Consider the following 22782-nt stretch of genomic DNA (forward strand, 5'->3'; position numbering starts at 1 on the left):
CTTAAACCTGCTTCAGTAAACCAGTATATCTTTTGCAGACTACATATTTCCCTTCACTAGTGGGGTGGCAAAAAATTTATTTTTGACAGGGTGGTTAAACTTCAGCCAAAAAAACTATCCGTTGTATACAAAAAAACGGGCTAAAGCCCGTTCTGTTGAATATTTTTGCAATTGTGCCACTTATTTTCTCTTCAGATCAAGATCATCAAAATCAAAACTGAAATCTGTAACATCGGAAATAGCTTTTAATTTCGCTGACTGTGCTTTTCCATTCTCATCATAGCTGAAAATAATAAAAGCATCCGCATCATAGCTTCTGTCATCCCATTTTATAATGAAAGAATTGTTGGAATACGGAAGCAGCTCTCCTTTCAATCTTGGAGAATTTTTGCATGATATCCTGTAGGTATTTCCTTGTTGAGTAATGTCTACATCTCCAAACCAGATGTCATGATAAGTTCCGGTAAACTGTTCTGCATTTGGCTGAAGTCCTTTATCTTTCTTAAAAGTTTCAGATTTTACATAAGCTTCTTTCTTTTGCTTATCATATTCTGCATTTATTTTAGACATTCTCTCACCATATGTTTTCAGCCAGTTTCTGTCTGCCACCCCCAGATAAGAATCTTTCACTGTATTGGTAATGGTGTTGAAGGCAGCTCCTGATTGCTGGTTAGTTAAGACCACAATTCCAAGTTTCAGATCAGGAATCAGGGTAAATTGTGTCACCGTACCAATAAGCCCGCCGGTATGCTGAACCTGCTTATGGCCTTTAACATCGCTTAAAAACCATCCCAACCCATATCCGTAGAAGCTGGTATCATATGGATTTTTTGCAGCTACTCTATCAGGGATCTGTAAACTCCAAAGTTGCTGAACATTTTTATCAGACACTAATTTTTTACCGTCTTTCGTTGTAAAATTATTCAAAAGACATTCTGCCCATGTGGTCATGTCTTTGATATTACTCATAATTCCTCCTGCCGCATTGCCTGTTTCATTCCAGTCATGAGGAACCGCAATTGCTTTTCCATCTACAGGGGCGTGTGCATCAATTTTATTAGAGATAGCTTTTGCCCTGTTGTAGCTTCCAAAACTCGATGTCATCCCTACCGGCTTCATAATTCTCTGCTCAATAAATTCAGCCCAGCTTAATCCGGAAACTCTGTGGATAACTTCTCCGGCAACAATGAACATGATATTATTATAATCTAATTTCGTTCTGAAAGCGTTTTCAGGCTTCAGATATCTTACATTGTGAACAATATCGTTAACGGTCAGGTTTCCTCCTTCCGGAAAAAACATCAGATCTCCCTGCCCCAACCCTAATCCCGCTCTATGGGTAATCAGATCCTTTATGGTTATATTTTGAGAAACGTATGGATCGTACATTTGGAATTCAGGGATATATTGAGAAACTTTATCATCCCAGTTCAGCTTTCCTTCATCTGCCAAAATAGCCAATGCCACACAGGTAAATCCTTTGGAGTTGGAAGCAATACCCACCAGAGTATGATCATCCATAGGTTGTTTTGTGGTAAGAGAACGTAGTCCGAAACCTTTTGAATAGGTTACTTTTCCATCTTTTACAATACCTACTGACATTCCCGGAACATCGAAGGTTTTTAATGTATTCTGGATTAATTCATCCAGTTTTTTTTCTTCAACCTGGGCATTAGCTAGCCCCACTGTTAAAAGAAAAATGAAAAGAGAAAGTTTATGCCTCATTGCTTTTTAATTTCCCCAAATTTAGTAAATAACATCAAAGCTTCTTTATATTTGCAGTCTAAAAGCATTAAAAATGGCAATAAACAGATTATTAGCTTTATTCTTACTCATGATAAGCTGTAATTTATATTTTTCTCAGGATGTAGTCATTAAAGATAACAAGGTTATGCTAGACGGAAAGCAAATTCTAAAAGCTGAAAAAATAAGTCTTGCTCAATATTCATTTTTCTCTATGAAAAATGATGATGAAATCTTGCTTTACAAATACATGGATAATGAAACGCCAAGTAACGTAAGAGATGATTTCTTTATCCTGAATTTTCTAACGGAAAAAGTTAAAGTAGAGTCCACCGATTTAGGAAAGGTATCCAACTTTATGAACTCCAGAAAGGGGATGGAAAAGGTATTGAGATGGCTGTTAAAAGAAAGGGTTATTAATTATGATGGTGAACTTAACCCTGATCGTGTTGCTGTTTTTAAAGAAAAATACGACGAAAATATTACCGAAAGAACATTGAGATAATGACAAAAATTCTTCTCCTTTCCGATTCCCATTCTTATATTGATGACCGAATCTTAGAATACGCATCCCAGGCAGATGAAGTCTGGCATTGTGGTGACTTTGGAAGCATGGATGTTATAGAACAGCTGGAAAAAATAAAACCGCTAAAAGGGGTTTACGGGAATATAGACAACGCTCAGATCCGTTCTGAGTTTCCGGAAGTAAACCATTTTCTTTGTGAAAAACTGGAGGTTTTGATGATCCATATTGGAGGTTATCCCGGAAAATACACTCCCTTAACAAGGAATGAAATAACCAACAAGGCCCCGAAACTGTTTATCTCAGGGCATTCTCATATTTTAAAAGCCATGTATGACGAAAAGAACAGTCTTTTACACCTCAACCCGGGAGCTTGTGGTAAGCAGGGCTGGCACAAGATGAGAACCATGATGCGGTTTGTAGTGGATGGAGAAGAAATAAAGGACCTTGAAGTTATTGAATTGGGTCCGAGATTGTGAGGAGTTTGAGGGTTTGAGAATAAAGGGGCTTGCCTTCAATACATTTTACTTTTTACCTTTGTACAAATTAGTGGGTCCGGACAAGTCTTAAAAAATTATGAAGATTGGTGATAAAGTTTCTGTAGTGGATGAAAATTTAAACGGAGTGGTAACTTCCGTGAAGGGAAATATTGTAGTATTTAAAGATGAATACGGCTTTACTCATCAATATCCAAAAGAAAAACTGGTTCCCAAAGATGCTGATCTTTATGAAAATATAAGAATCATAAGAAAAGCAGAACCAAAAAAAATCATTTCGAAGAAACATCAGAAAAATCATTTGGTTGTAGACCTTCATTTTCATAATTTAGTAAAGAATCCCAGTGATTATGACAGCTTTGAAAGACTGTTTATTCAAAAGGAGAAATTAATAGATGTGTTGGCATTCTGCAGGAAAAACAATTTAAAAAGGCTTGAAATTGTTCATGGTATTGGGGACGGCACTTTACAGAGGATGGTACGGGATGTTTTGGAAAGCCAGGTGAATATTGATTTTTATAATAAGGAAATACTTCACCACCAATCGGGTGCGGTAATGGTAGAATTTCACTAAATTTGCAGCAATTGAAATATGAACGTACTTAATTTACTTTTTACCAAAGACGGATTGATCTACCAGATTGTGAAGAATAAAAACATCCTGGAGGAAAAATCTTATTTCGTTACAGAAGAAACACCAGCCAATCTTATTGAAGAAAAGCTTGATGATATTCTTATCAAACAACGTTTTGATGAGATCCAGATCATTTCTGCCCTGAATCATTTTACTCTGATGCCGGAAGGATTTTCAGAACATGAAGCCGGATTTGACCTGATAGCCTTCAATGCTCCGGCTGACAGGAACAAAGAAGAACTGATGCTTTCGATCAATAAAAAATTCAATATCCAGTTTTACTATACTTTTCCCAAACATTATTACAAAAAAATAAAAGAGCTGGCTGTTCCGGTACATTTTAATTTTTCCGGAGAGAAGTTTTTAAGTTCTCTCAACAATAAAAATAACAAGGAAATTCACATCAATCTTTATCATAATCAATGTGAGTTTTTTGCTATCGATCAAAAAAAGGTAATCCTGTACAATAACCTGGATGTCAATTCAGAGGTTGATTTCCTTTACTTTATTATGTTTACGCTAAGCAAGTTAGGTTTTGGAATCAATGATACGAACTTTTTCGCTTATGGAGAAACAACGGAAAATGAAACATTTATTTCCGAACTTCAAAAATTTGTCAGAAATCTAAAGATTGTTTTTGACAATGTTCCTAACAAGAATTTTATACTTAATTAGATTACAGCCAGGTATATCAGAAATTTATATATACTTCTATAATCTACCACATAAACCCTAAAAAATATGTTCAGAATAATATCCGGAAAATGGAAAGCTAAAAAAATTGCCGCTCCAAAGAACTTCGATGTAAGACCCACTACGGATTTTGCGAAGGAAGCTTTATTCAGTATTCTGGAAAACAAATATGATATGCAGTCCATTTCCGTCCTTGATTTATTTGCGGGAATAGGTTCCATTTCATTAGAATACGCTTCCAGAGGATGCAAGAATGTTACATCTGTAGAAATGAACCCCAAACATACAGGCTTCATTAATTCTACAGCATCTGAACTGGATATGTCACTTCAAATCAATGTACAGAGAGATGATGTGTTCGACTGGCTTAAAAAGTTCAGAAATAAAAAATCTTTTGAAATTGTTTTTTCAGACGCCCCATTCGAAATGGAGGAGAAAAAATATTATGAACTGATTTCTTTAGTATTAAATAATAAATACTTAAAAGCAAATGGAGTTCTTATTGTAGAGCATCAAAGCAGAATGAAACTTGAACATCCCAATCTGACAGATACCAGAAAATACGGAAATGTAAGCTTCAGTTTTTTTGAGCCTAATAAAGAAAATGATAATCAGGAAATTTAATTCCTGATTATTTTTTTTGATATCTCAGGTGCGTTTTTTCCCCATTTTGTAATTGCTTCCAAAACAGGCAGCAGGGTCCTCCCAAAATCAGTTAAGGTATATTCTACCATTAAAGGAGGTTTTTCCGTGAATACTTTTCTGTCAATAATTCCATCTTCCTCCATCTGTTTAAGCTGAAGGCTCAGTGTTCTTTCTGTAATGGTCGGAATTTCTTTTCTAATTTCATTATACCTTTTGGCACCCTCAATCAAGTGGTGCAAGATGACTGCCTTCCATTTCCCTCCTATAAATCTCATTGTTACACTTGTGCAACAAGGATATGATTTGTTATCTACTGTATACATTTTTTATACTATCCTTTTTTACCGTTATTGCAAAGTTAATAAACTTAAATTAATTTTGTAACTATAAAAATGATAGTATAAATTATGAGTTTTTTAGAGAAAATGAAAACAAGGTATACTGTAAAAAAGTATAACCCACAGGGCCATATCAGTGAAGAAAAAATAAATGAATTGAAAGAAATTCTAAATCTGAGCCCATCTTCAATCAACAGCCAGCCATGGAATTTTATTTTTGTTAATAATAATTCTAAAGTGAAAGATCAGCTAGCGGAAGCTTCTTACTGGAATAAAGAAAAAATTGTACAAAGCAGTCACTTGATTGTCTTCCAATCTCTTAAGAATTCAGAAGATTTTGAAAAACAGATTGAAGGAGTTTTGCCTGAAGGGTCCGTGAATTATTATAAAAATTTTATAAAACCTAAAGGAGAAGACGGAATCAGGTCATGGCTAAAGCATCAGGTTTATTTATCTTTGGGAGTCTTTCTTTCTGCCTGTGCTGATATGGGAATAGATTCTACTCCTATGGAAGGAATTGAACCGGAGCGCTACGATGATATTCTGAAAAATGAAAAGTATGAAACGCTTTTTGCCGTAGCAATCGGTGAAAGAGATGAAGCAGATACCAATCAGCCAAAGTTCAATCCAAAAACAAGACTAAAGACCGGAAAAGTGATTGTAGAAGGGTAAAAATCCACTTTTCAAAAACCTGGAATAGCGAATGGGTCAATGTACATAATATTCCAGGTTTTCTTTCGCTATAATCTGTACCGGTGACATATAAACAGCATTCAGCTGTTCTCCATGTACAAGATGTTCAAACATAAGTTTGACACTTTTATATCCTTGCTGGAACGGTTCCTGGCCAATAAGAAAAGTAATAATATTCTGATTCAGGTATTTTTTATTCTCCTCAGTCACATCATACCCAACGACCAGATCCAGTTTTATCTGGTGTGTTTCAAAATACCTTCCTGCTTTGGTTATTGAGTTGGAGGGAAAGAATATTCCACCAATATCTTCATAAGCATTTAGGCTTTCACTTAACAGCTTATAATAGAGTTGAGTATTTTTATTCGGAACTCTTAATTTTTCAATGATCACATGAGAGGTATGGTCTGAGAAAAAGCTCATAAACCCTTTCACCCGTTGATCCAATCCATAATAATTTTCGAAATCTTCTAAAACCTCCACTATTAAGACCCGTGGCTTATTTGTATTTTGAGCAACGTGAAAAAGTTTAGCAGCAAGCCTCCCGCTGGCAAAAGAATCCTGACCTACAAAAGAAATGTTATTGAGTCCTTTCAAAGGAACATTCAAAAACAGATAAGGAATATTAAGCGCATCAAGCACACCACTTCTTTCCTGTGTCTCTTTAGCAAAATGTGGAGCTATGATAATCCCATCCAGGTTTTTATTCTTCAGGATTTTATCTAATTCCCTGTTGTAAGAATCTACATTGAATTCATCAAAGTAGGAAACAGAAACTTTCATTCCATAGCTCGAAACTTCTTCTACCGCTTTAAGCACTCCTTTTTTAGGATATTCCCAAAATGGACTGGCCGCATTAAACAAAGGCATTAAAACCGCTACCTGATACACTTTATTAAGTGCCAGATTACGGGCAATAACATTAGGCTTGAATCCGCCTGCCTGTTCTATTATTTCTATTACTTTCTTTTGGGTACTTTCCGCCACTCCCCCTCTGTTATGCAGTATACGATCCACTGTTCCAGGGGAAACATTCGCTAATCGGGCAATTTCCTTAATTGTCAAAATATATGATTTAGTGTAAATAAGTCTTCAACAAATATAGAAAACATTTCATTCCTTTTGTTCTACCCGTCTCGAATTCCCATTAAATCTACAAATAATCAAAAAATAAAATAAATATTTAATAAATATTTTGCTATTTATAAATAAATATATAAATTCGTGTTCGAACACAATGATAAAAAATTAAACAATCAAGTTAATTTTTTATAAATTCAATAATTATATGAAAACTAACTCGGTTACCCTTTTTAAAGAAGCTTACGGAAAGTTTTGTATTCCTGCGATCAACATTTCGATGCCTGAGCAGATTCATGCTTTATTTAGTACAGCACAAAAGATGAATGCTCCATTTATTATTCAGACTACTCCGGTTGCCAGAGAATACATGCACCCTCTTATGCTGATTAACTGCGTAAAGGCTGCCGCTAAAATATACCCCGATGCTCTTTTCGCCCTGCATCTGGATCACGGTAATGAACCGCATATTGACAGTGCTATTGAATCAGGAGAATATACATCTGTAATGATCGATGCCTCGCATGATCCTTTGGAAAAGAATATTGAACGGACAAAAAAAATATCCCATAGAGCTCATCTTAAAAACATTTCTGTTGAGGCAGAGCTTGGGGTACTGAGTGGTGTGGAAGATCATCTTAATATAGAAGAAGAGAACGCATTGTATACCAATCCTGCCGACGTGGAATATTTTGTAAAAGAGGCGGGCTGCGACAGTCTTGCTGTTGCTGTAGGAACAAGCCACGGTGCTTATAAATTCTCCGGAGGCAAAGGGCTCCGTTTCGATCTCCTGAAGGATATCCAGAAAAGAGTCCCGGATTTCCCCGTTGTTCTTCATGGTGCTTCTTCCATAGATTACGAAGAAATAAAACGAATAAATGCCGCGGGAGGAAACATTAAAGAAGATGCAAAAGGTATTACGGAAGAAGAGATCAGAAAAGCCATCCCCTACGGAATATGCAAACTCAATATCGCTACCGATCTTAGAATATTATGGATAAGAGTTCTCAGAGAATATTTACAAAATCACCCCGATCAATTGGATCCTTTAAGACCGGGAATCCAATATATGCAGGAACTCGAACTTCTTATCGCTAAAAAGTTTGAAATATTAGGCAACACTAATAAAACACAACTATATAAAAAACACATATGATACAATTAGGAATTGCTCCCATTGGCTGGACTAATGATGACATGCCTGAGCTGGGAAAAGATATTACTTTTGAACAATGCATCAGTGAGATGGCCCTGGCCGGCTATAAAGGCTGTGAAGTTGGAAATAAATACCCTAAAGATCCTGTAATCTTAAAGAAATATCTCGACATCAGAGGGCTTACTATCTGCAACCAATGGTTTAGTTATGAACTGACTGCTAAATCATATGAACAGGTAAAACAGGATTTCATGAATCAGCTGCATTTTCTAAAGCATTTCAATTCAAAAGTAGTGGGTGGCGCAGAATGTGGGAATACCATTCATGGGAAATACAATACCCCCATCACACAACGGAAAAAAGCATCGGATGAAGATTGGAAAAAATTAACCCATGGGCTGAATGAACTGGGTAAAATAGCATTGAATGACTTTGGAATGTACCTTTCCTACCATCACCATATGGGAACAATGATACAGACCATTGATGAAACCGACCGCCTGCTCAATGAGACAAAAGAAGAATATGTAAAGCTTAATTATGATTGCGGCCATTTTGCTTTTGCCAATGAAGATCCGGCTAAGGCATTAAAAAAATTCATAGGCCGCACGGCCCATATCCATTTCAAAGACGTAAGAAAAAACATTCAGGAACAGGTGTATAAAGATAATAACAGCTTTTTACAGGCTGTAAAACTAGGCATATATACTGTCCCGGGAAATGGCAACCTCGATATGCATACGCTGGCTCAAATTATACATCAAAATGATTATAAAGGATGGATCGTAGTAGAGGCAGAACAGGATCCCTCTAAAGCCAATCCTTTTGAATATGCCCAGAAAGGCTACCAATTCATGACAGAAACTTTAAAATTTTAAAAAAGAAAAATACATTTATGAAAAAATTGAATATTGGAATTGTAGGATTGGGTAGACTGGGTAAAGAATATGCAAAAAACCTTACCTATCTGGTTCCAAATGCCAATCTGATTGCAGCATGCAGTATAAGAAAGGAAGAACTGGATTATGTAAAAGAGACCTATAACGTTCCCAACCTATACACCTCCTACGACCAAATGCTTGACCAGCAAAAAGATATGGATGCTGTAGTTATTGTTACCTCAACAGATCAACATGCTGATGAAATCATTAAAGCTGTAGAGGCCGGTTATCATGTTTTCTGCGAGAAACCTTTAGCACTTAATATAGAAGACTGTCTCCGCGTTGAAAAAATAGTGGCCAGGCATCCCGATCAGATTACCATGTTAGGATTTGTCCGGAGGTTTGATGCCAGTTATGCAGAAGCTAAAATCAAAATTAATGAAGGCTTGGTGGGTACTCCCTATCTTTTACGTTCTCAAACAATAGATAAAGATACTTTTGCACCATTTCAGATTGAATTTTGTACCACTGGTGGAGGAATTTTCCATGATTATAATGTTCACGACATAGATCTGGCCCATTGGTATCTGGGTTCCAGAATAGAAAAAGTTTGGGCTCTAGGAGGAGCTTATAGATTCCCGGAGTTTGGCCTCGCAGGAGATGCAGACAATACAGCTGCTATGTGTGAACTACAAAATGGAACTATGGCTGTATTACTGGCCTCCAGAATTTCCTCTTTCGGGCATAATACCTGTACAGAAATTTTCGCGACAGAAGGCAACTTAAAAATAGGTGATCCTCCTGTAAAAAACATGCTTCAGATATCAGACAAACATGGCATCCGAAGAGAAGGGATGGAAACTTTCTTTGACAGATTCCAGCATGCATTTCTAACACAGATTCAATCTTTTGTAGACCATGTATTAGAAAACAAACATCCTGAATTAACGATGCATAACGCAACCAATGCCACTTTAGTGGCTACTGCATTAACGAAATCATTTAAAGAGAAAAAGCCAGTCACCATTGCCGATCTACTCTCTTAGACAAGAACGCGCCTAAAAACACACAAATGAATCTTATAGTAAAATCTAAAAAACAGAAAATTTACCAAAGTATATCTGCCGAAAATGCAGGCTGGAACTGGCTAAATTTTGAAGCCCGTCTTATGGGTTCATCTGAAACATGGACCTATGATACGGGAGAACATGAAATGGTAATTGTATTATTGTCCGGTAATTACAAAGTGGAAAGCAACAGAGGAAATTGGGAAACAAAAAATGGGAGAAAGAATGTATTTCAAGGGGTAGCCCATACCCTTTATCTGCCCAGAGAAACTCAATTCACCCTTATACCAACCTCTGAAGCGCTAGACATTGCCTATTGTTGGTGTAGTGCTGATCATGATTTTGAACCTCAGATGATTACTCCGGAAGAAACTCCCACCGTGATTTTTGGCGGAGATAATGCCACCAGGCAATTCAATGATTTAATTCCGCCGGGATTTGGATGTTCCCGACTTGTATGCCGGGAGGTATATACTCCATCCGGAAATTGGAGCTCCTTCCCCCCCCACAAGCATGATGAAAGAATTATTGATCATAATGGAGAATTGCAGGAAGCCCAACTGGAAGAGATCTATTTCTATAAATTTCAAAAGCCTGAAGCTTATGCTATCCAGCAAATTTACACAAAAGATCATCAGGATCCTTTAAACGAGATATTACGGGTAAGACATGATGATGCAGTACTGGTGCCCAGGGGGTACCATCCGGTAACAGCAGTACATGGCTATCATTGTTATTATTTAAATTTTCTAGCGGGATCCGATCAGTCACTCGCCAATACCCCCGACAGTGACTATGAATGGATTTTTGATTCATGGAAAGGAAAAGACCCTCGTCTTCCTTTAGTAACTCCTGCCATGAATAATCAGTAACACGATTAATATAAAGTAAAATGAAATTTGATCTACTAACATTCGGAAGAGCCAGCATAGACCTGTACTCTAAAAATATTGGTGCAGAGTTTAATGACATCAAAGAGCTTACCACTGCCATTGGAGGATCTCCGGTAAATATATCCGTAGGAGCACAAAGACTCGGCCTCAGGACAAGTATTGTAACAGGAGTTGGAAATGATCCTGTTGGAGGTTTTATTACCCATACCTTAAAGCAGGAAAATGTAGATGTGTCCCATGTCAATATCATCAGGGATACTACCAGTACGGCTGTCGTTTGTGGTATTGTACCTCCTGATAAATTTCCTCTGGTTTTTTATCGGGATAAGGCACCAGATAACTATCTCACAATAGATATGGTGAACACAATAGATTTTGACCAATATAAATCTTTCCTGATGACAGGTACGGCATTATCCGTAGAGCCTACCCGAAGTGCAGCTATCTATGCTACAGAAAAAGCCAAAACAAAAGGAACAACCATTTTTTTAGACATCGATTTCAGAGCCAATCTATGGCATGATGTACGGGCATTTGGAGTTACCCTTCGTCAATACCTTCCTCTTTGTGATATTGTTATGGGTACAGAAGAAGAACTTTTGGCAATGGGGCTTACAGATTCTGATCAGGTAACAATTAAAGACAATGCTATTTCTTCCCCAACTATCGAAGGTGATATCAATGGGGTGATCAAACAGGTGTTATCCTCCGGAATAAAGCTTCTTTTGGTTAAAACAGGATCCAAAGGGGTGACCGCTTATTATCCTGACGGAAAGACGGAAGATATCCCGGGATTTCCGGTAGAAGTTGTCAATGTATTGGGTGCAGGAGATGCATTTGCGTCGGGGTTTATTTATGGGTACCTCCAAAATTGGGATACGTATCAATCTGCCCGTCTTGCTAATGCTTGCGGTGCATGGATTGTGACCAGGCAGGGATGTAGTAATTACGCACCTACTTATGAAGAAATAGTTCAGTTCATTACAGACAAAGGAGGCTTTTAACCCTATCAACCGTTGAATTATGGAAACAAAAAGATTAACGGTAGCACAGGCTACTATTGAATTTTTAAAAAATCAGTACACCAAAAGAGATGGTAGAGAACAGCTATTTTTCGCAGGGTGTTTCGGGATTTTCGGGCACGGAAATGTAGCTGGTTTAGGAGAGGCTCTGAAACAAAATCCAGATTTCACCTATTATCAAACCCGTCATGAGCAGGCCATGGTCCATACCGCTGCTGCCTATGCAAAAATGAAAAACAGACTGCAGACATTTGCCTGCACGACCTCCATAGGTCCGGGAGCACTTAATATGATTACAGCTGCTGCCGGTGCTACCATTAATAGATTACCCGTATTATTGCTGCCCGGAGATTTTTTTGCGACACGTTCTGCAACTCCTTTACTACAGCAATTAGAATCTGCCCAAACTCAGGATATTTCTGTGAATGACTGTTTTAAGCCCATTTCAAAATATTGGGACCGCATCCAACGTCCGGAACAACTCACCTCATCTTTACTGGAAGCCATGCGTGTTCTTACTTCACCTGCTGAAACAGGAGCTGTAACACTGGCTCTTCCACATGATGTACAAACGGAAGCCTATGATTTCCCTGTTCAGCTTTTTGAAAAAAGAACCTGGTATATTCCAAGGCCGGTACCGGATTTTCAATTATTAGAATATGCCGTAAGCCTTATAAAAAGTTCAAAAAAACCAATGCTTATTGCAGGAGGAGGAGTTATCTATTCTGAAGCAGAAGAAGAGTTAAAAACTTTTGCAGAACAGTTTGGAATCCCGGTTGCTGAAACCTATGCCGGAAAAGGATCTCTTCATTATGAACATCCCCTCAATCTTGGGGCAATGGGAGGAACTGGTACCAAAGGAGCCAATAGAATTGCTGAAGAAGCAGATCTTGTCATTGGAATAGGAACCCGGTATGGAGATTTTATGTCTGCCTCCAAATCAGCATGGAAAAATCCCAATGTCATTTTTATCAATATCAATGTTGCAGAAATTGATGCTTTCAAACATTCTGCGGTTCCTTTACAGGGAGATGCAAGGGAAACTCTTAAAGCATTACGTAAAGCGTTGAGAGATTATCACACAGAAGAAAAGTATATCGAAAAAGTTCACGGCTATCATAAAGAATGGGATGAAATTGTAACAAAAGCCTATGCATGCGAAAATCCTGATCATCCTGTACAGGTAGAATATATGGGAGCCCTCAATGATTTTATAGAAGATAAAGATGTAATTCTCTGTGCTGCAGGCTCATTGCCTGGAGATTTGCATAAATTGTGGAGAACCAAAAACTCTAAAGGCTTTCACCTGGAGTATGGAAATTCATGCATGGGATATGAAATTCCGGGAGGTCTTGGTGCTAAAATGGCGGATCCTGACCGGGAAATATATGTTATGTGTGGGGATGCCACTTATCTTATAATGCCTTCTGATCTGATTACCACACTACAGGAAGGATATAAGATCACCTTAATATTAATCAACAACAATGGCTATGCCTCAATAGGCGGGCTTTCCAATGCTGTTGGAGAAGAAGGGTTTGGAACTTATTTTAATTATAGAAATGAAAAAACAGGCCAACTGGATGGAGCCCCTCTTACAACTGATCTGGCAAAAAATGCAGAAAGCCTGGGAGCTGCAGTATTCCGTCCTAAAAATATGGCTGAGTTTCAGGAAAGCCTGATCAAAGCCAAAAATAATAAAGAAACAACGGTTATTTACGTAGAAACCATCCGGGACAGGAAACTCCAGGGTTACGCTTATTCGTGGTGGGAAGTTCCCATCCCTGAAATATCGGTTTTCCCTGAGGTTATTGAGGCCCGAAAACAATATGAATCCAATAAAAAACAACAACAGCAATACATAAAACCTAATCAATACAAATGATGAAAACATTAGAAAATTACATCAACGGAGAGTGGCAGAGCAGTATCTCCACCCAATATACCTCCGTACATAATCCGGCAACTCAGGAAGTTATTGCACAGGTTCCTTCCGGCCCGGATACCGTAAAAGATGTGGAAAAAGCGATACAGCATGCCCAAAAGGCTTATCTGGAATGGAAGGATGTCCCGGCAATGAAGCGAGTACAGCCTTTATTCAAAATGAAAATGTTATTAGAAGACCACAAGGAAGAGATTGCAAAACTCATTACCAATGAATGTGGGAAAACCTATGCAGAATCTTTGGGTGAAATACAGCGTGCTATTGAAAATGTGGAAGTAGCCTGTGCTACATATGTCCTCAATCAGTCTGAGTTCTCTGAAAATATAGCTCCGGGGATTGATGAATTCATGATCAGACAGCCCTTGGGAGTCTGTGCTTGTATTACTCCTTTTAATTTCCCGGGAATGATTCCTTTTTGGTTTCTTCCGTATGCAATTGCCACGGGAAACTCTTTCATCTTAAAACCTTCAGAAAAAGTACCTGCCACCATGCAGTATGTATTTGATCTTATCCATAAGAACTTAGATCTGCCTAAGGGCCTTTTAAGTCTGGTACACGGTGGAAAAGATTCTGTAGATACGCTACTCCGACATCCGGATGTAAAAGCCATTAGCTTTGTAGGCTCTACTCCCATAGCCAAATATATTTACTCGGAAGGAGCCAAATATGGAAAACGCGTACAGGCACAGGGAGGAGCTAAAAATCCTATCGTTATCATGCCTGATGCAGATATTGATATGACTACAAAAATCATCACGGATTCAGTATATGGCTGTGCAGGCCAACGCTGTCTTGCAGCGTCCCTTGTTATTACTGTTGGTGATGATAAAAAAATCAAAGATGCTCTGGTAGAAGCTGCCAAGTCCAGAAAAGTAGGATATGGCCTTGAAGACGGAATAGAAATGGGACCTGTAATTTCTCAGGAAAGTAAAATACGAATTCAGGGGCTTATTCAAAAAGGAATTGCCGAAGGTGCCAACTTTCTGGTAGATGGTACTCAAAAAAATGTTTCCGGATTTGATCGTGGAAATTTCCTTTATCCTACTATCCTGGAAAATGTTCCGCTAGATAAAGAAATTATTTCTACGGAAATATTCGGTCCGGTAATGAGCCTGCTTAATTTCAAATCTATGGAAGACTCTATTCGGTTTATCAATAGTGGACGTTACGGCAATATGGCTTGTATTTTTACTCAGGATGGTCTTTCAGCACGTCAATTCCGGAGTGAAGCAATGGCCGGAAACATAGGCATCAATGTAGGGGTAGCAGCACCGGTCGCGCAGTTTCCTTTTTCAGGATGGAAAGAGTCTTTCTTTGGTGATCTTCATGCACAAGGACGCCACGGCATCGAATTTTATACCCAGACAAAAGTAGTCATCGAACGCTGGCCTAAAACCTGGTCCAGAACCTTTTAATTCCAGGTTCCATATCAAATAAAAGGGTTCGGGTTCGAAATAATTGGAATACAGGAAAGTTAAAAACACAAATTCAACTATACATAAAGTGGACACCCAATTAAAAATAGGTATTATAGGACTTGGAAGAATCGGACAGGTACACCTTGCAGCATTAAAAACTATAAAAAATGTTGAGGTTGTAGCGCTATCAGATATTTCTTTGGATCACGTAACAAAAACAGCTGAAGAGTATCAGGTTCCTCATTTCTATACTGATTATCATAATATTCTGCGTCGGCTGGATATTGATGCAGTATGGATATGCTCTCCTACCAGCCAACATTTCACTCAGGTGATGGAAGCTTTAGGGAGCAATAAATATGTATTCTGCGAAAAGCCACTGGATGCAGATAGAGATAAAATTCAAACTATTATAGATTCTTATCCGGATATCAATCATCGTCTTATGGTAGGTTTTAACCGACGCTTTGATCCTGACTTTGCCAATGCCAAAGCAAAACTGAAAAAAATAGGCAAGTCTGTGATTATTAAAATCACCAGCAGGGATCCTTTCCCTCCATCTGCAGAATATTCCAGACAATCCGGAGGAATTTACAATGACATGAGTATCCATGATCTGGATATGGCCCGTTTTATCAGTGAAAGTGAGGCTGAGCAGATTATTGCCATAGGTTCCCGCAATTTTACAGAAGATACAGATACAACCCTTATTACCATTAAGTTTAAAAATGGTATTATCTGTAATATAGATAACAGCCGAAAAGCTTCCTATGGATATGATCAACGGTTGGAAATATTGGGAGATCAGGGAATGATCTCTGTGGAAAATAAAAAGATCAGCCATACCCGTTTTTATTTTGAAAATGCTGTTGAAAGCAGTGTACTCGAACCATTTTTCCTGGAGAGATATAAAGATTCATATATAGAAGAAGCAAAAGCATTTGTTACTTCTATAAAGGAGAAAAAAGAATTTCCTTCCACTGCAGAGGACGCCCTTAAGGCTGCCCTATTAGCTAATGCCTGTGCGCGGTCATTAGAACAACAAAAACTGATTTTTCTATAATGAAAAATAATGTTTACAATGGTAATCAAAAAAACTTAATTCTATGCTTACAACATTAATCACATTCTTCATATTTACAGCCGGAGTGGCCATTACTTCCTGGTGGTTTACAAGAAAAACAAAAATGGCACATTCTTCTGTAGGATATTTTCTGGGAGGGCGTAATTTGACTGCCGTTTTAATTACAGCTTCTTTATTACTCACCAACCTGTCCACGGAACATCTGGTGGGTCTTAATGGTAGTGCTTATGCTTTTGGAATGGAAGTAATGGCCTGGGAAACTATGGCAGCATTTGCCTTGGTACTTATGGCTATCTACTTTCTTCCCAGGTATCTAAAAATGGGACTGGTCACCATTACAGAATTTTTAGAACTCCGTTATGATAAACAAACGCGGGTAATCTGTTCAGGGTTATTTCTATTGCTTTACATTACGACTCTCCTTCCCATTGTACTCTATACGGGAGCTATTAGTATGGAAAGCATTTTTGATGTTTCAAAAAATCTGAACATTGATAAAATGACAGCCATTGTCATCATGGTGGTGAGCATAGGAGCCCTCGGTTCTTTATATGCTATTTTAGGAGGGTTAAAAGCCGTAGCCATCTCTGATTTGATTAATGGTATTGGCCTGGTTATTGGAGGTGCACTTATTCCTATACTCGCATTCTATAAAATAGGTGACGGAGAGTTTTTAGCTGGGGTACATACCGTTTTTGAAGCTGTTCCGGATCGCTTTAATGCAATTGGAGAATCCAATTCGGATGTTCCTTTTTCAGTACTTTTTACGGGAATGTTTATTCCACAAATATTCTATTGGACTATGAATCAGTCTATTATTCAGCGCGCATTCGCTGCCAAAAATCTTGCAGAAGGGCAAAAAGGAGTTCTCTTAACTGCCTTTTTTAAAATATTTATTCCTTTTGTAGTAGTTGTACCCGGCATTATTGCATACTATTATTTTAAAAATAGTTTAAATGATCCTGATTATGCTTATCCTGAGCTTGTAAAAGCTGTACTTCCGGTAAGCCTTATCGGTATTTTTGCAGCTATTGTGGTAGGGGCTATTCTGAGTACATTCAATGGAGCGTTAAATAGTGCAGCTACGTTATTTTCAATTGATATTTATAAAGGATATGTAAATCAAAAAGCCTCAGAAACACAAGTCGTAAAGATAGGTAGAATCAGTGGAACCATTATGGCCATTACGGCTATTATTCTTGCTCCTTTTATTAGTATGGCAGGGAAAGGTTTGTACATTATCCTTCAGGAATTTAGCTCCATCTTCAATATGCCTATTTTTGCCATTATCATCTCTGGGCTATTGTTACCTAAAGTCTCTGCAAAAGCAGCAAAAATAGGACTGATAACCGGCACCCTGCTTTATTTGTTTTCTAAATTCGGAATGGAGGCTATCGGCGTTCATATTCACTTTTTACATCGTTTGGCTGCTGCATTTATTATCACAATCCTTACCCTCATTATTGTAAGCAGGTATTACCCCAGAAAAAACAATTTTGTCATTAAGGATACAGGAGCTGTGAATGTAGAAAACTGGAAATATTTAAAACCTGTCTGCATTCTCATCATTCTTCTTACGATCATAGTTTTCCTGTTTTTCAGCCCAATAGGGATTATTCCCAGCCAATAACCCTATTTGTTGAAGGAACTTAGGTTAACATTTAGCACCCATTTATTATATTTTTAGAATACAAACTGCCAGTAATATTCATTACCCGCAGTCTCTTTATCTTTTTAGAGAATAACAAAAAATATTATTTCTCTATTTTCAGTAAAAAAAATCCAAACTGTATCTATACATTATAGTACTTTCAATTCCAAATCAATGGTTTTTCCGAAAAACTTCTTAGAAATTTTTTCAAAATTCTTAGTAAGATCCGAAAGGTAAAAATGATAATTCGGTTTGGGATTATGATCATTCAGAAGATGATATTTATCCAGGATAATTTTAAGATGGTTGGCAACGATATTCGGAGAGTCAATAACACGGACCCTGTTTCCATAATACTGCTTGATCTCATCAATTAAAAGTGGATAATGGGTACATCCTAAAATTAATGTTTCAATATTTTTCAGCTTATTGTTACTAAGATAATTGTAAATAATAGCATGGGTAATCGGATGATTCTTAAATCCTTCTTCAATAGCAGGAACCAGTAATGGTGTTGCCAATTCATCTACCTTGATCCATTTATTCTGTTTTCGGATGCTCTTTTTATACAATCCCGAATTTACAGTAGCTTTAGTAGCAATTACTCCAACGTTGTTATGGATTTCGTAAGCTACTTTTTCAGCAACAGGATTAATAACATCTATCACTGGAACTTTACCTGCCACAGACTGCATTACTTCGTTCAAAGCATTTGCTGTAGCCGTGTTACAGGCAATGACTATGGCCTTGCAATTCTGTTCCATCAGAAAATTAGTGATCTTTGTAGAATATTCAATAATGGCTTCCTTAGATTTTTCTCCGTAAGGAAGGTGCTTGGTATCCCCAAAATAGATCAGATCTTCGTGAGGAAGAAGCCTTTTAATCTCTTTAGCTACGGTAAGTCCACCCACCCCACTATCAAAAATACCGATAGGCTGGCTAGGTGAAAGATGCGAATAATCTTGTTTTTTAGTTTTCAAATTGTGAACTGAAATTTTATACAAAAATAGTGAATAATCTGTTACTTATTTAAGATTACTAACTGAAAAATCTTTCGGATATCTTACTTTATAACTTACTCTAAACTTCTTAGTTTCTGACGGAGAAATTTTAACATTCCAGCCCAGGAATCCTTTCTCTTTATCAAAATCTGCATTATCACTCTGAAGAAGCTCAATTTTGATCGATTCATCTTTACTTAATGGGATCTGATCTTTTATATCAATATTGATCACTTCCTTTTTATTATTGCGTACAATAAGATCATAGGTGAATGTTTTCTCCTGATAGGAAGAAAAGAATTTCTCATTAGCTTTATCATTCACCATTTCCTTTCGTATGCTTATTCTTTTGTCATCACCAAGAGTAATGCTCATTTTATCTTCCGTCTGATTGGGATTTATTCTAGTTTCCCCAACATACATATTTTCAAAGATCACATTAGCGGAACCGGAAATCAGATCGTATTTATTAAAATCTTTAATATCAGCTACCAGATAAGCGGTAGTGTTATATTTTGGTACTGTATAATATTTATAATCTGCAGGAATTTTTATTTGCTTTAAATTGATGAAATGATCTTCATTATTAGACAAAATATCATACGGAATATCAACATCGAAGCTTATATTCAATTGGTTATCATTGATTTTAAATCCTCCATACCCTGTCACTACCACTTCTTCAATTTCCCGGGTTCTAGCAGTATCTTTCCCGCGGGAATAAGCCTGAGTAGATCTTTCCTCATTTTTGTAAGAATTCAGAAACCATGGATTCATTACCGGAGCATTATTATTTCTTGACGATCTTGCATTGATCAGGGAAAGTTTTACTCCTTTCCAGTCAAGTCCGGTATCCTGTCTTAACTTTGCTTTAAAAATCACATCCAAAGGCTCTGTTAATTTATTGCCCTTTACTTCGTAAAACGGTTCCCAGGAAACATTTTCAACCAGATATCCCAAATCTATTTTTACATTCCCGGCTACGCTGCTTGCAACTTTTAAAACAAGGACACCGTCAGAAAATGTCTCTTCAGATTCTGTATTGGCTTTCAGCCTTTTTTGAAGCTTTGCAAGTTTTGATACAGCTTCCGTATATTTTTTATTGATATCAAGCTGGGCAATACTAATCTCATTCCTTTTGGTTTTATAATATTCCGTCAATTGCATGAGCTGCGCTACGCTGGAGGTATTGCTTCCTACTAATAGAGCCTGATTTTTATCTAACAGCTCAAGAGTCTTTTCATTCGTCTGACGCTCGATATTGATTTTCGTGCTAAAATTTTCTAAAATGACTATGCTGTCTTTAATTCTCTTCCCGCTTGGGTTATTATTTTCAAAATAATTGGAGCTGTAATCATCTCTGTACTGTACAGAAAGAATTGAAATATTCTTGTTGTTGGTATTAATCTGTATTGATTTCTCTACAATTTCATCTGAAACATTGGTAATCACAACTTCAGAATTACCTGAAGGAAGGGAAATATTTACCAGATTTTGTAACTCAGCAGAAGTTCTGTATACATTTACTGCATACACTTTCGCTTTAGTAAAAATTGGTTTTTGAGAAAAGTATAAAGCATTTGAAAAAAGGAAAAAGAGTAATAAGCTTCTTCTCATGGTTTTAGTTTATTTAAGGTCTGGCTTCAAATATACACTAATAAACATTATACCAGAAATAAATCCGAAGCAATACCATCTGCCATAAACCAATGCTTTTCAGGAATTTTCAGGTGATCTTTTTCAATAATTAAAATGCCTTCTTCTAACTTAGGTTTTACCTCAGCCTGAAAATGATCCATTATCTGATCGGAGAACTTATTTTTTAAACTCGTAAGGTCTACACCCCAAATGGTTCTCAGGCCAATCATAATCATCTCATTAAACTGGTCTTCCTGAGAGAGCAATTCTTCTTCTTTGGCAAGGTTTTTAACTGCCAGTTTTTTAATATACTGTGGATTGTTGGCAATATTCCAGCTTCTGACATCAAATCCGTTATAGGAATGTGCTGATGGACCTATTCCAAGATATTCCTGATATTTCCAGTATGCTGAATTGTGTCTTGAATAAAATCCCGGTTTTGCAAAATTGGAAACTTCATAATGTTCAAATCCATGATCCTTAAGAAAATCTGAGAGATAGTAGAACTCTCTGTTTTGCTCTTCTTCCTTCGGACTGATCACTTTTCCTTTTGATATCCAGTTTTCCAGCGCCGTTTTAGGTTCCACAGTTAAAGCATAAGACGAAATATGAGGAACTTCTAGTTCAATTGTTTTATTCAGGTTTTCCTTCCAGATTTCGAGATTCGAAGTAGGTGAACCATAAATTAAGTCAATGCTTAGATTTTCAAAACCAAAATCCTGGGCCCTTTTAATAGAGCTTTCTGCTTCCGAAGCACTGTGAGCACGGTTCATCAGTTTCAAGTCTTCTTCAAAAAAACTCTGTGTTCCAATAGATAAACGATTCACGGGAGTTCCTGCCAGCTGCTTTAAAAACTGCTGATCCAGATCATCAGGATTAGCTTCCAGCGTAATTTCGATGTCTTTATCAAAACTGAAATATCGTAAAGCTTCATCAATTAAAGAATGGATCTCATCGACTGAAAGAATGGAAGGTGTTCCGCCACCAAAATATAAAGATCGTAAGGTTTTGTTCTGTAATTCATCTTTCCGAAGCATCATTTCCGTTTTCATAGCATGAAGCATTTCATCCTTAAAGTTCAGGGATGTTGAAAAATGAAAATTACAATAGCTGCATTTTTGCTTACAGAATGGGATGTGAATATATATCATAAAAAAAGCTCTGAAAAAATTCAGAGCTCAAATTTATTTAAATTAAATTGATTAATATCTAAATCCTCTAACATTAATAAAGTTATCGAAGTTATAACCAAGGCCAAGCATAAAGCTATTTCCTCCAGTTTTCTGAATATCAGACATTCCCAGATTATAAGTGGCACCGATCATAAACTTGTTGAATCTTACTTTTACAATTGGAGAGATACTCAAATCCTGACTGTCGAATCTGTTCTGAACAGTTCTGTAGCTTACCCCAAAAGAAAATGCATTAATCTCATTAGAGAATGTGGCCATTAAATTCCAGTCAATCATTCTTGTTGAGTTGGTATTTAAGTTGATTAACGCGGAAGGTGCAATTGAAATATTATCAGCAATATTCCAGTTGTATCCTAAGTTTAAAAAGAATTTAATAGGTGATGGTTCATACCCGTTTACAATAGACTGATCATTACTTAAAGCAATATCATTAACGGAAACTCCCCCGAAAAGTCCTCTGTACGTAGCAGCCAAACCGAAGTTTGCATACACCATAAAAAGGTTACTCTCTTCCCCTCTCAATAATGGGTCATTAGCTTCTTCAGTATTAATTTTTGAATAATCAAAATTCATGTTATAGAAGTTAACACTTGTACCGAAAGAGAATTGATCCTTTCTATCTCCTTCGCTGCTTAGCGGAATAAAATAGGAAGCACCCGCTGTAATACCTCCGGCAGAAATAGGCCCATTGCTATCTCTAAAAACAGAAATACCCGCACCCACTCTATCAAAAATATTCGCATTAATCCCGATTGATTGTACATTCGGAGAGTTGTTGAATTTTGAAAATTGTTGTTGATAATTAGCGTTGAGCTGTACGTAGTCTGTTTTTCCGTATTGAGCTGGGTTGAATAGGAACTCACCATCCATAAGATATTGCTGATAGTAGGGTAGTGTTTCCTGTGCTTTGTATGCATTTGACAAAAGAGCTAAACATACGATAGCATATAGTTTTCTCATAACAAATCTTGATTTCAATTCAACAAA

General features: G+C 37.1%; 22 protein-coding genes. 15 read left to right on the forward strand and 7 right to left on the reverse strand.

Annotation, left to right across the window (positions count from 1 at the left end; translation table 11 throughout):
- Positions 1-180 precede the first annotated feature (180 nt).
- A complete protein-coding gene (locus MP477_RS19080) occupies positions 181-1725 on the reverse strand; it encodes a serine hydrolase (RefSeq protein WP_257191640.1) in 1545 nt (514 codons plus the stop codon).
- Positions 1726-1798: 73 nt separating this feature from the next.
- Between MP477_RS19080 and MP477_RS19085 the strand changes: the two genes are divergently transcribed.
- The 5 genes from MP477_RS19085 to rsmD all read left to right on the forward strand — a co-directional run bounded on the left by MP477_RS19085 (position 1799) and on the right by rsmD (position 4714).
- Positions 1799-2248 (forward strand): hypothetical protein, encoded by a 450-nt coding sequence (locus MP477_RS19085; protein WP_257191641.1) that lies wholly within the window; start codon positions 1799-1801, stop codon positions 2246-2248.
- Positions 2248-2745, forward strand: a complete 498-nt coding sequence (locus MP477_RS19090; RefSeq protein WP_257191642.1) for a metallophosphoesterase — start codon at positions 2248-2250, stop codon at positions 2743-2745. The genes MP477_RS19085 and MP477_RS19090 overlap by 1 nt, the downstream gene beginning before the upstream one ends.
- A gap of 97 nt (positions 2746-2842) precedes the next feature.
- Positions 2843-3337 carry a Smr/MutS family protein gene (locus MP477_RS19095; RefSeq protein WP_257191643.1) on the forward strand — a complete coding sequence of 165 codons (495 nt, stop codon included), beginning with the start codon at positions 2843-2845 and terminating at the stop codon, positions 3335-3337.
- Positions 3338-3355: 18 nt separating this feature from the next.
- On the forward strand, positions 3356-4072 hold the full coding sequence (locus MP477_RS19100; protein WP_257191644.1) for a DUF3822 family protein: 717 nt from the start codon (positions 3356-3358) through the stop codon (positions 4070-4072).
- A 66-nt stretch (positions 4073-4138) separates the two neighbouring features.
- The gene (rsmD, locus tag MP477_RS19105; protein ID WP_230039953.1) at positions 4139-4714 is read left to right on the forward strand and encodes a 16S rRNA (guanine(966)-N(2))-methyltransferase RsmD; all 576 of its coding nucleotides are present in this window, start codon (positions 4139-4141) and stop codon (positions 4712-4714) included.
- Here rsmD and MP477_RS19110 read toward each other — a convergent pair.
- Positions 4711-5058 carry a helix-turn-helix domain-containing protein gene (locus tag MP477_RS19110; protein ID WP_257191645.1) on the reverse strand — a complete coding sequence of 116 codons (348 nt, stop codon included), beginning with the start codon at positions 5056-5058 and terminating at the stop codon, positions 4711-4713. The two genes, rsmD and MP477_RS19110, sit on opposite strands and share 4 nt — an antisense overlap.
- Positions 5059-5142: 84 nt before the next feature.
- Between MP477_RS19110 and MP477_RS19115 the strand changes: the two genes are divergently transcribed.
- Positions 5143-5745, forward strand: a complete 603-nt coding sequence (locus MP477_RS19115; RefSeq protein WP_257191646.1) for an NAD(P)H-dependent oxidoreductase — start codon at positions 5143-5145, stop codon at positions 5743-5745.
- Between the two features lie 36 nt (positions 5746-5781).
- On the opposite strand, the gene MP477_RS19120 is transcribed toward MP477_RS19115, so the two are convergent.
- Positions 5782-6831, reverse strand: a complete 1050-nt coding sequence (locus tag MP477_RS19120; protein WP_257191647.1) for a substrate-binding domain-containing protein — start codon at positions 6829-6831, stop codon at positions 5782-5784.
- A gap of 223 nt (positions 6832-7054) precedes the next feature.
- Between MP477_RS19120 and MP477_RS19125 the strand changes: the two genes are divergently transcribed.
- The 9 genes from MP477_RS19125 (at position 7055) to MP477_RS19165 (ending at position 17942) form a co-directional block, all read left to right on the forward strand.
- Complete coding sequence (locus tag MP477_RS19125) at positions 7055-8002, forward strand: class II fructose-bisphosphate aldolase (protein ID WP_257191648.1); 948 nt, start codon at positions 7055-7057, stop codon at positions 8000-8002.
- Complete coding sequence (gene iolE, locus MP477_RS19130; protein ID WP_257191649.1) at positions 7999-8880, forward strand: myo-inosose-2 dehydratase; 882 nt, start codon at positions 7999-8001, stop codon at positions 8878-8880. Before MP477_RS19125 ends, iolE begins: the two co-directional genes overlap by 4 nt.
- Positions 8881-8897: 17 nt before the next feature.
- Entirely contained in the window at positions 8898-9929 is a 1032-nt protein-coding gene (locus MP477_RS19135; RefSeq protein WP_257191650.1) for a Gfo/Idh/MocA family oxidoreductase, read from the forward strand.
- 26 nt (positions 9930-9955) lie between these two features.
- Positions 9956-10822, forward strand: coding sequence for a 5-deoxy-glucuronate isomerase (gene iolB / locus MP477_RS19140; RefSeq protein WP_257191651.1), 867 nt, complete (start codon positions 9956-9958; stop codon positions 10820-10822).
- Positions 10823-10842: 20 nt separating this feature from the next.
- A complete protein-coding gene (gene iolC, locus MP477_RS19145) occupies positions 10843-11847 on the forward strand; it encodes a 5-dehydro-2-deoxygluconokinase (RefSeq protein WP_257191652.1) in 1005 nt (334 codons plus the stop codon).
- A 19-nt stretch (positions 11848-11866) separates the two neighbouring features.
- Positions 11867-13750, forward strand: a complete 1884-nt coding sequence (iolD, locus tag MP477_RS19150; protein WP_257191653.1) for a 3D-(3,5/4)-trihydroxycyclohexane-1,2-dione acylhydrolase (decyclizing) — start codon at positions 11867-11869, stop codon at positions 13748-13750.
- Positions 13747-15225, forward strand: coding sequence for a CoA-acylating methylmalonate-semialdehyde dehydrogenase (locus tag MP477_RS19155; protein WP_257191654.1), 1479 nt, complete (start codon positions 13747-13749; stop codon positions 15223-15225). Before iolD ends, MP477_RS19155 begins: the two co-directional genes overlap by 4 nt.
- A gap of 88 nt (positions 15226-15313) precedes the next feature.
- Complete coding sequence (locus MP477_RS19160; RefSeq protein ID WP_257191655.1) at positions 15314-16291, forward strand: Gfo/Idh/MocA family oxidoreductase; 978 nt, start codon at positions 15314-15316, stop codon at positions 16289-16291.
- A gap of 43 nt (positions 16292-16334) precedes the next feature.
- Complete coding sequence (locus MP477_RS19165; RefSeq protein ID WP_257191656.1) at positions 16335-17942, forward strand: solute:sodium symporter family transporter; 1608 nt, start codon at positions 16335-16337, stop codon at positions 17940-17942.
- Between the two features lie 170 nt (positions 17943-18112).
- On the opposite strand, the gene murI is transcribed toward MP477_RS19165, so the two are convergent.
- The 4 genes from murI to MP477_RS19185 are packed head-to-tail and all read right to left on the reverse strand — an operon-like array spanning position 18113 to position 22755.
- Positions 18113-18943: a glutamate racemase gene (murI, locus tag MP477_RS19170; RefSeq protein ID WP_230039969.1), complete on the reverse strand. Its 831-nt coding sequence runs from the start codon at positions 18941-18943 to the stop codon at positions 18113-18115.
- Positions 18944-18988: 45 nt separating this feature from the next.
- Positions 18989-20581: a DUF4139 domain-containing protein gene (locus MP477_RS19175; RefSeq protein ID WP_257191658.1), complete on the reverse strand. Its 1593-nt coding sequence runs from the start codon at positions 20579-20581 to the stop codon at positions 18989-18991.
- Between the two features lie 47 nt (positions 20582-20628).
- Positions 20629-21753: a radical SAM family heme chaperone HemW gene (gene hemW / locus MP477_RS19180; RefSeq protein ID WP_257191659.1), complete on the reverse strand. Its 1125-nt coding sequence runs from the start codon at positions 21751-21753 to the stop codon at positions 20629-20631.
- Positions 21754-21804: 51 nt separating this feature from the next.
- Complete coding sequence (locus MP477_RS19185; protein ID WP_230039993.1) at positions 21805-22755, reverse strand: PorP/SprF family type IX secretion system membrane protein; 951 nt, start codon at positions 22753-22755, stop codon at positions 21805-21807.
- Positions 22756-22782 lie beyond the last annotated feature (27 nt).

The organism is Chryseobacterium sp. WG23, assembly GCF_024586575.1.
Taxonomy (GTDB): Bacteria; Bacteroidota; Bacteroidia; order Flavobacteriales; family Weeksellaceae; genus Chryseobacterium.

What these genes read in the sequence shown, in the direction of transcription:
- MP477_RS19125 (WP_257191648.1), top strand. Translation starts at nt 7,055, where the DNA reads ATGAAAACTAACTCGGTTACCCTTTTTAAAGAAGCTTACGGAAAGTTT.
- hemW (WP_257191659.1), bottom strand. Translation starts at nt 21,753, where the DNA reads ATGATATATATTCACATCCCATTCTGTAAGCAAAAATGCAGCTATTGT.
- MP477_RS19095 (WP_257191643.1), top strand. Translation starts at nt 2,843, where the DNA reads ATGAAGATTGGTGATAAAGTTTCTGTAGTGGATGAAAATTTAAACGGA.
- iolC (WP_257191652.1), top strand. Translation starts at nt 10,843, where the DNA reads ATGAAATTTGATCTACTAACATTCGGAAGAGCCAGCATAGACCTGTAC.
- rsmD (WP_230039953.1), top strand. Translation starts at nt 4,139, where the DNA reads ATGTTCAGAATAATATCCGGAAAATGGAAAGCTAAAAAAATTGCCGCT.
- iolE (WP_257191649.1), top strand. Translation starts at nt 7,999, where the DNA reads ATGATACAATTAGGAATTGCTCCCATTGGCTGGACTAATGATGACATG.
- iolD (WP_257191653.1), top strand. Translation starts at nt 11,867, where the DNA reads ATGGAAACAAAAAGATTAACGGTAGCACAGGCTACTATTGAATTTTTA.
- iolB (WP_257191651.1), top strand. Translation starts at nt 9,956, where the DNA reads ATGAATCTTATAGTAAAATCTAAAAAACAGAAAATTTACCAAAGTATA.
- MP477_RS19110 (WP_257191645.1), bottom strand. Translation starts at nt 5,058, where the DNA reads ATGTATACAGTAGATAACAAATCATATCCTTGTTGCACAAGTGTAACA.
- MP477_RS19185 (WP_230039993.1), bottom strand. Translation starts at nt 22,755, where the DNA reads ATGAGAAAACTATATGCTATCGTATGTTTAGCTCTTTTGTCAAATGCA.
- MP477_RS19155 (WP_257191654.1), top strand. Translation starts at nt 13,747, where the DNA reads ATGATGAAAACATTAGAAAATTACATCAACGGAGAGTGGCAGAGCAGT.
- MP477_RS19085 (WP_257191641.1), top strand. Translation starts at nt 1,799, where the DNA reads ATGGCAATAAACAGATTATTAGCTTTATTCTTACTCATGATAAGCTGT.
- MP477_RS19080 (WP_257191640.1), bottom strand. Translation starts at nt 1,725, where the DNA reads ATGAGGCATAAACTTTCTCTTTTCATTTTTCTTTTAACAGTGGGGCTA.
- MP477_RS19135 (WP_257191650.1), top strand. Translation starts at nt 8,898, where the DNA reads ATGAAAAAATTGAATATTGGAATTGTAGGATTGGGTAGACTGGGTAAA.
- MP477_RS19100 (WP_257191644.1), top strand. Translation starts at nt 3,356, where the DNA reads ATGAACGTACTTAATTTACTTTTTACCAAAGACGGATTGATCTACCAG.
- MP477_RS19165 (WP_257191656.1), top strand. Translation starts at nt 16,335, where the DNA reads ATGCTTACAACATTAATCACATTCTTCATATTTACAGCCGGAGTGGCC.
- MP477_RS19115 (WP_257191646.1), top strand. Translation starts at nt 5,143, where the DNA reads ATGAGTTTTTTAGAGAAAATGAAAACAAGGTATACTGTAAAAAAGTAT.
- MP477_RS19175 (WP_257191658.1), bottom strand. Translation starts at nt 20,581, where the DNA reads ATGAGAAGAAGCTTATTACTCTTTTTCCTTTTTTCAAATGCTTTATAC.
- MP477_RS19090 (WP_257191642.1), top strand. Translation starts at nt 2,248, where the DNA reads ATGACAAAAATTCTTCTCCTTTCCGATTCCCATTCTTATATTGATGAC.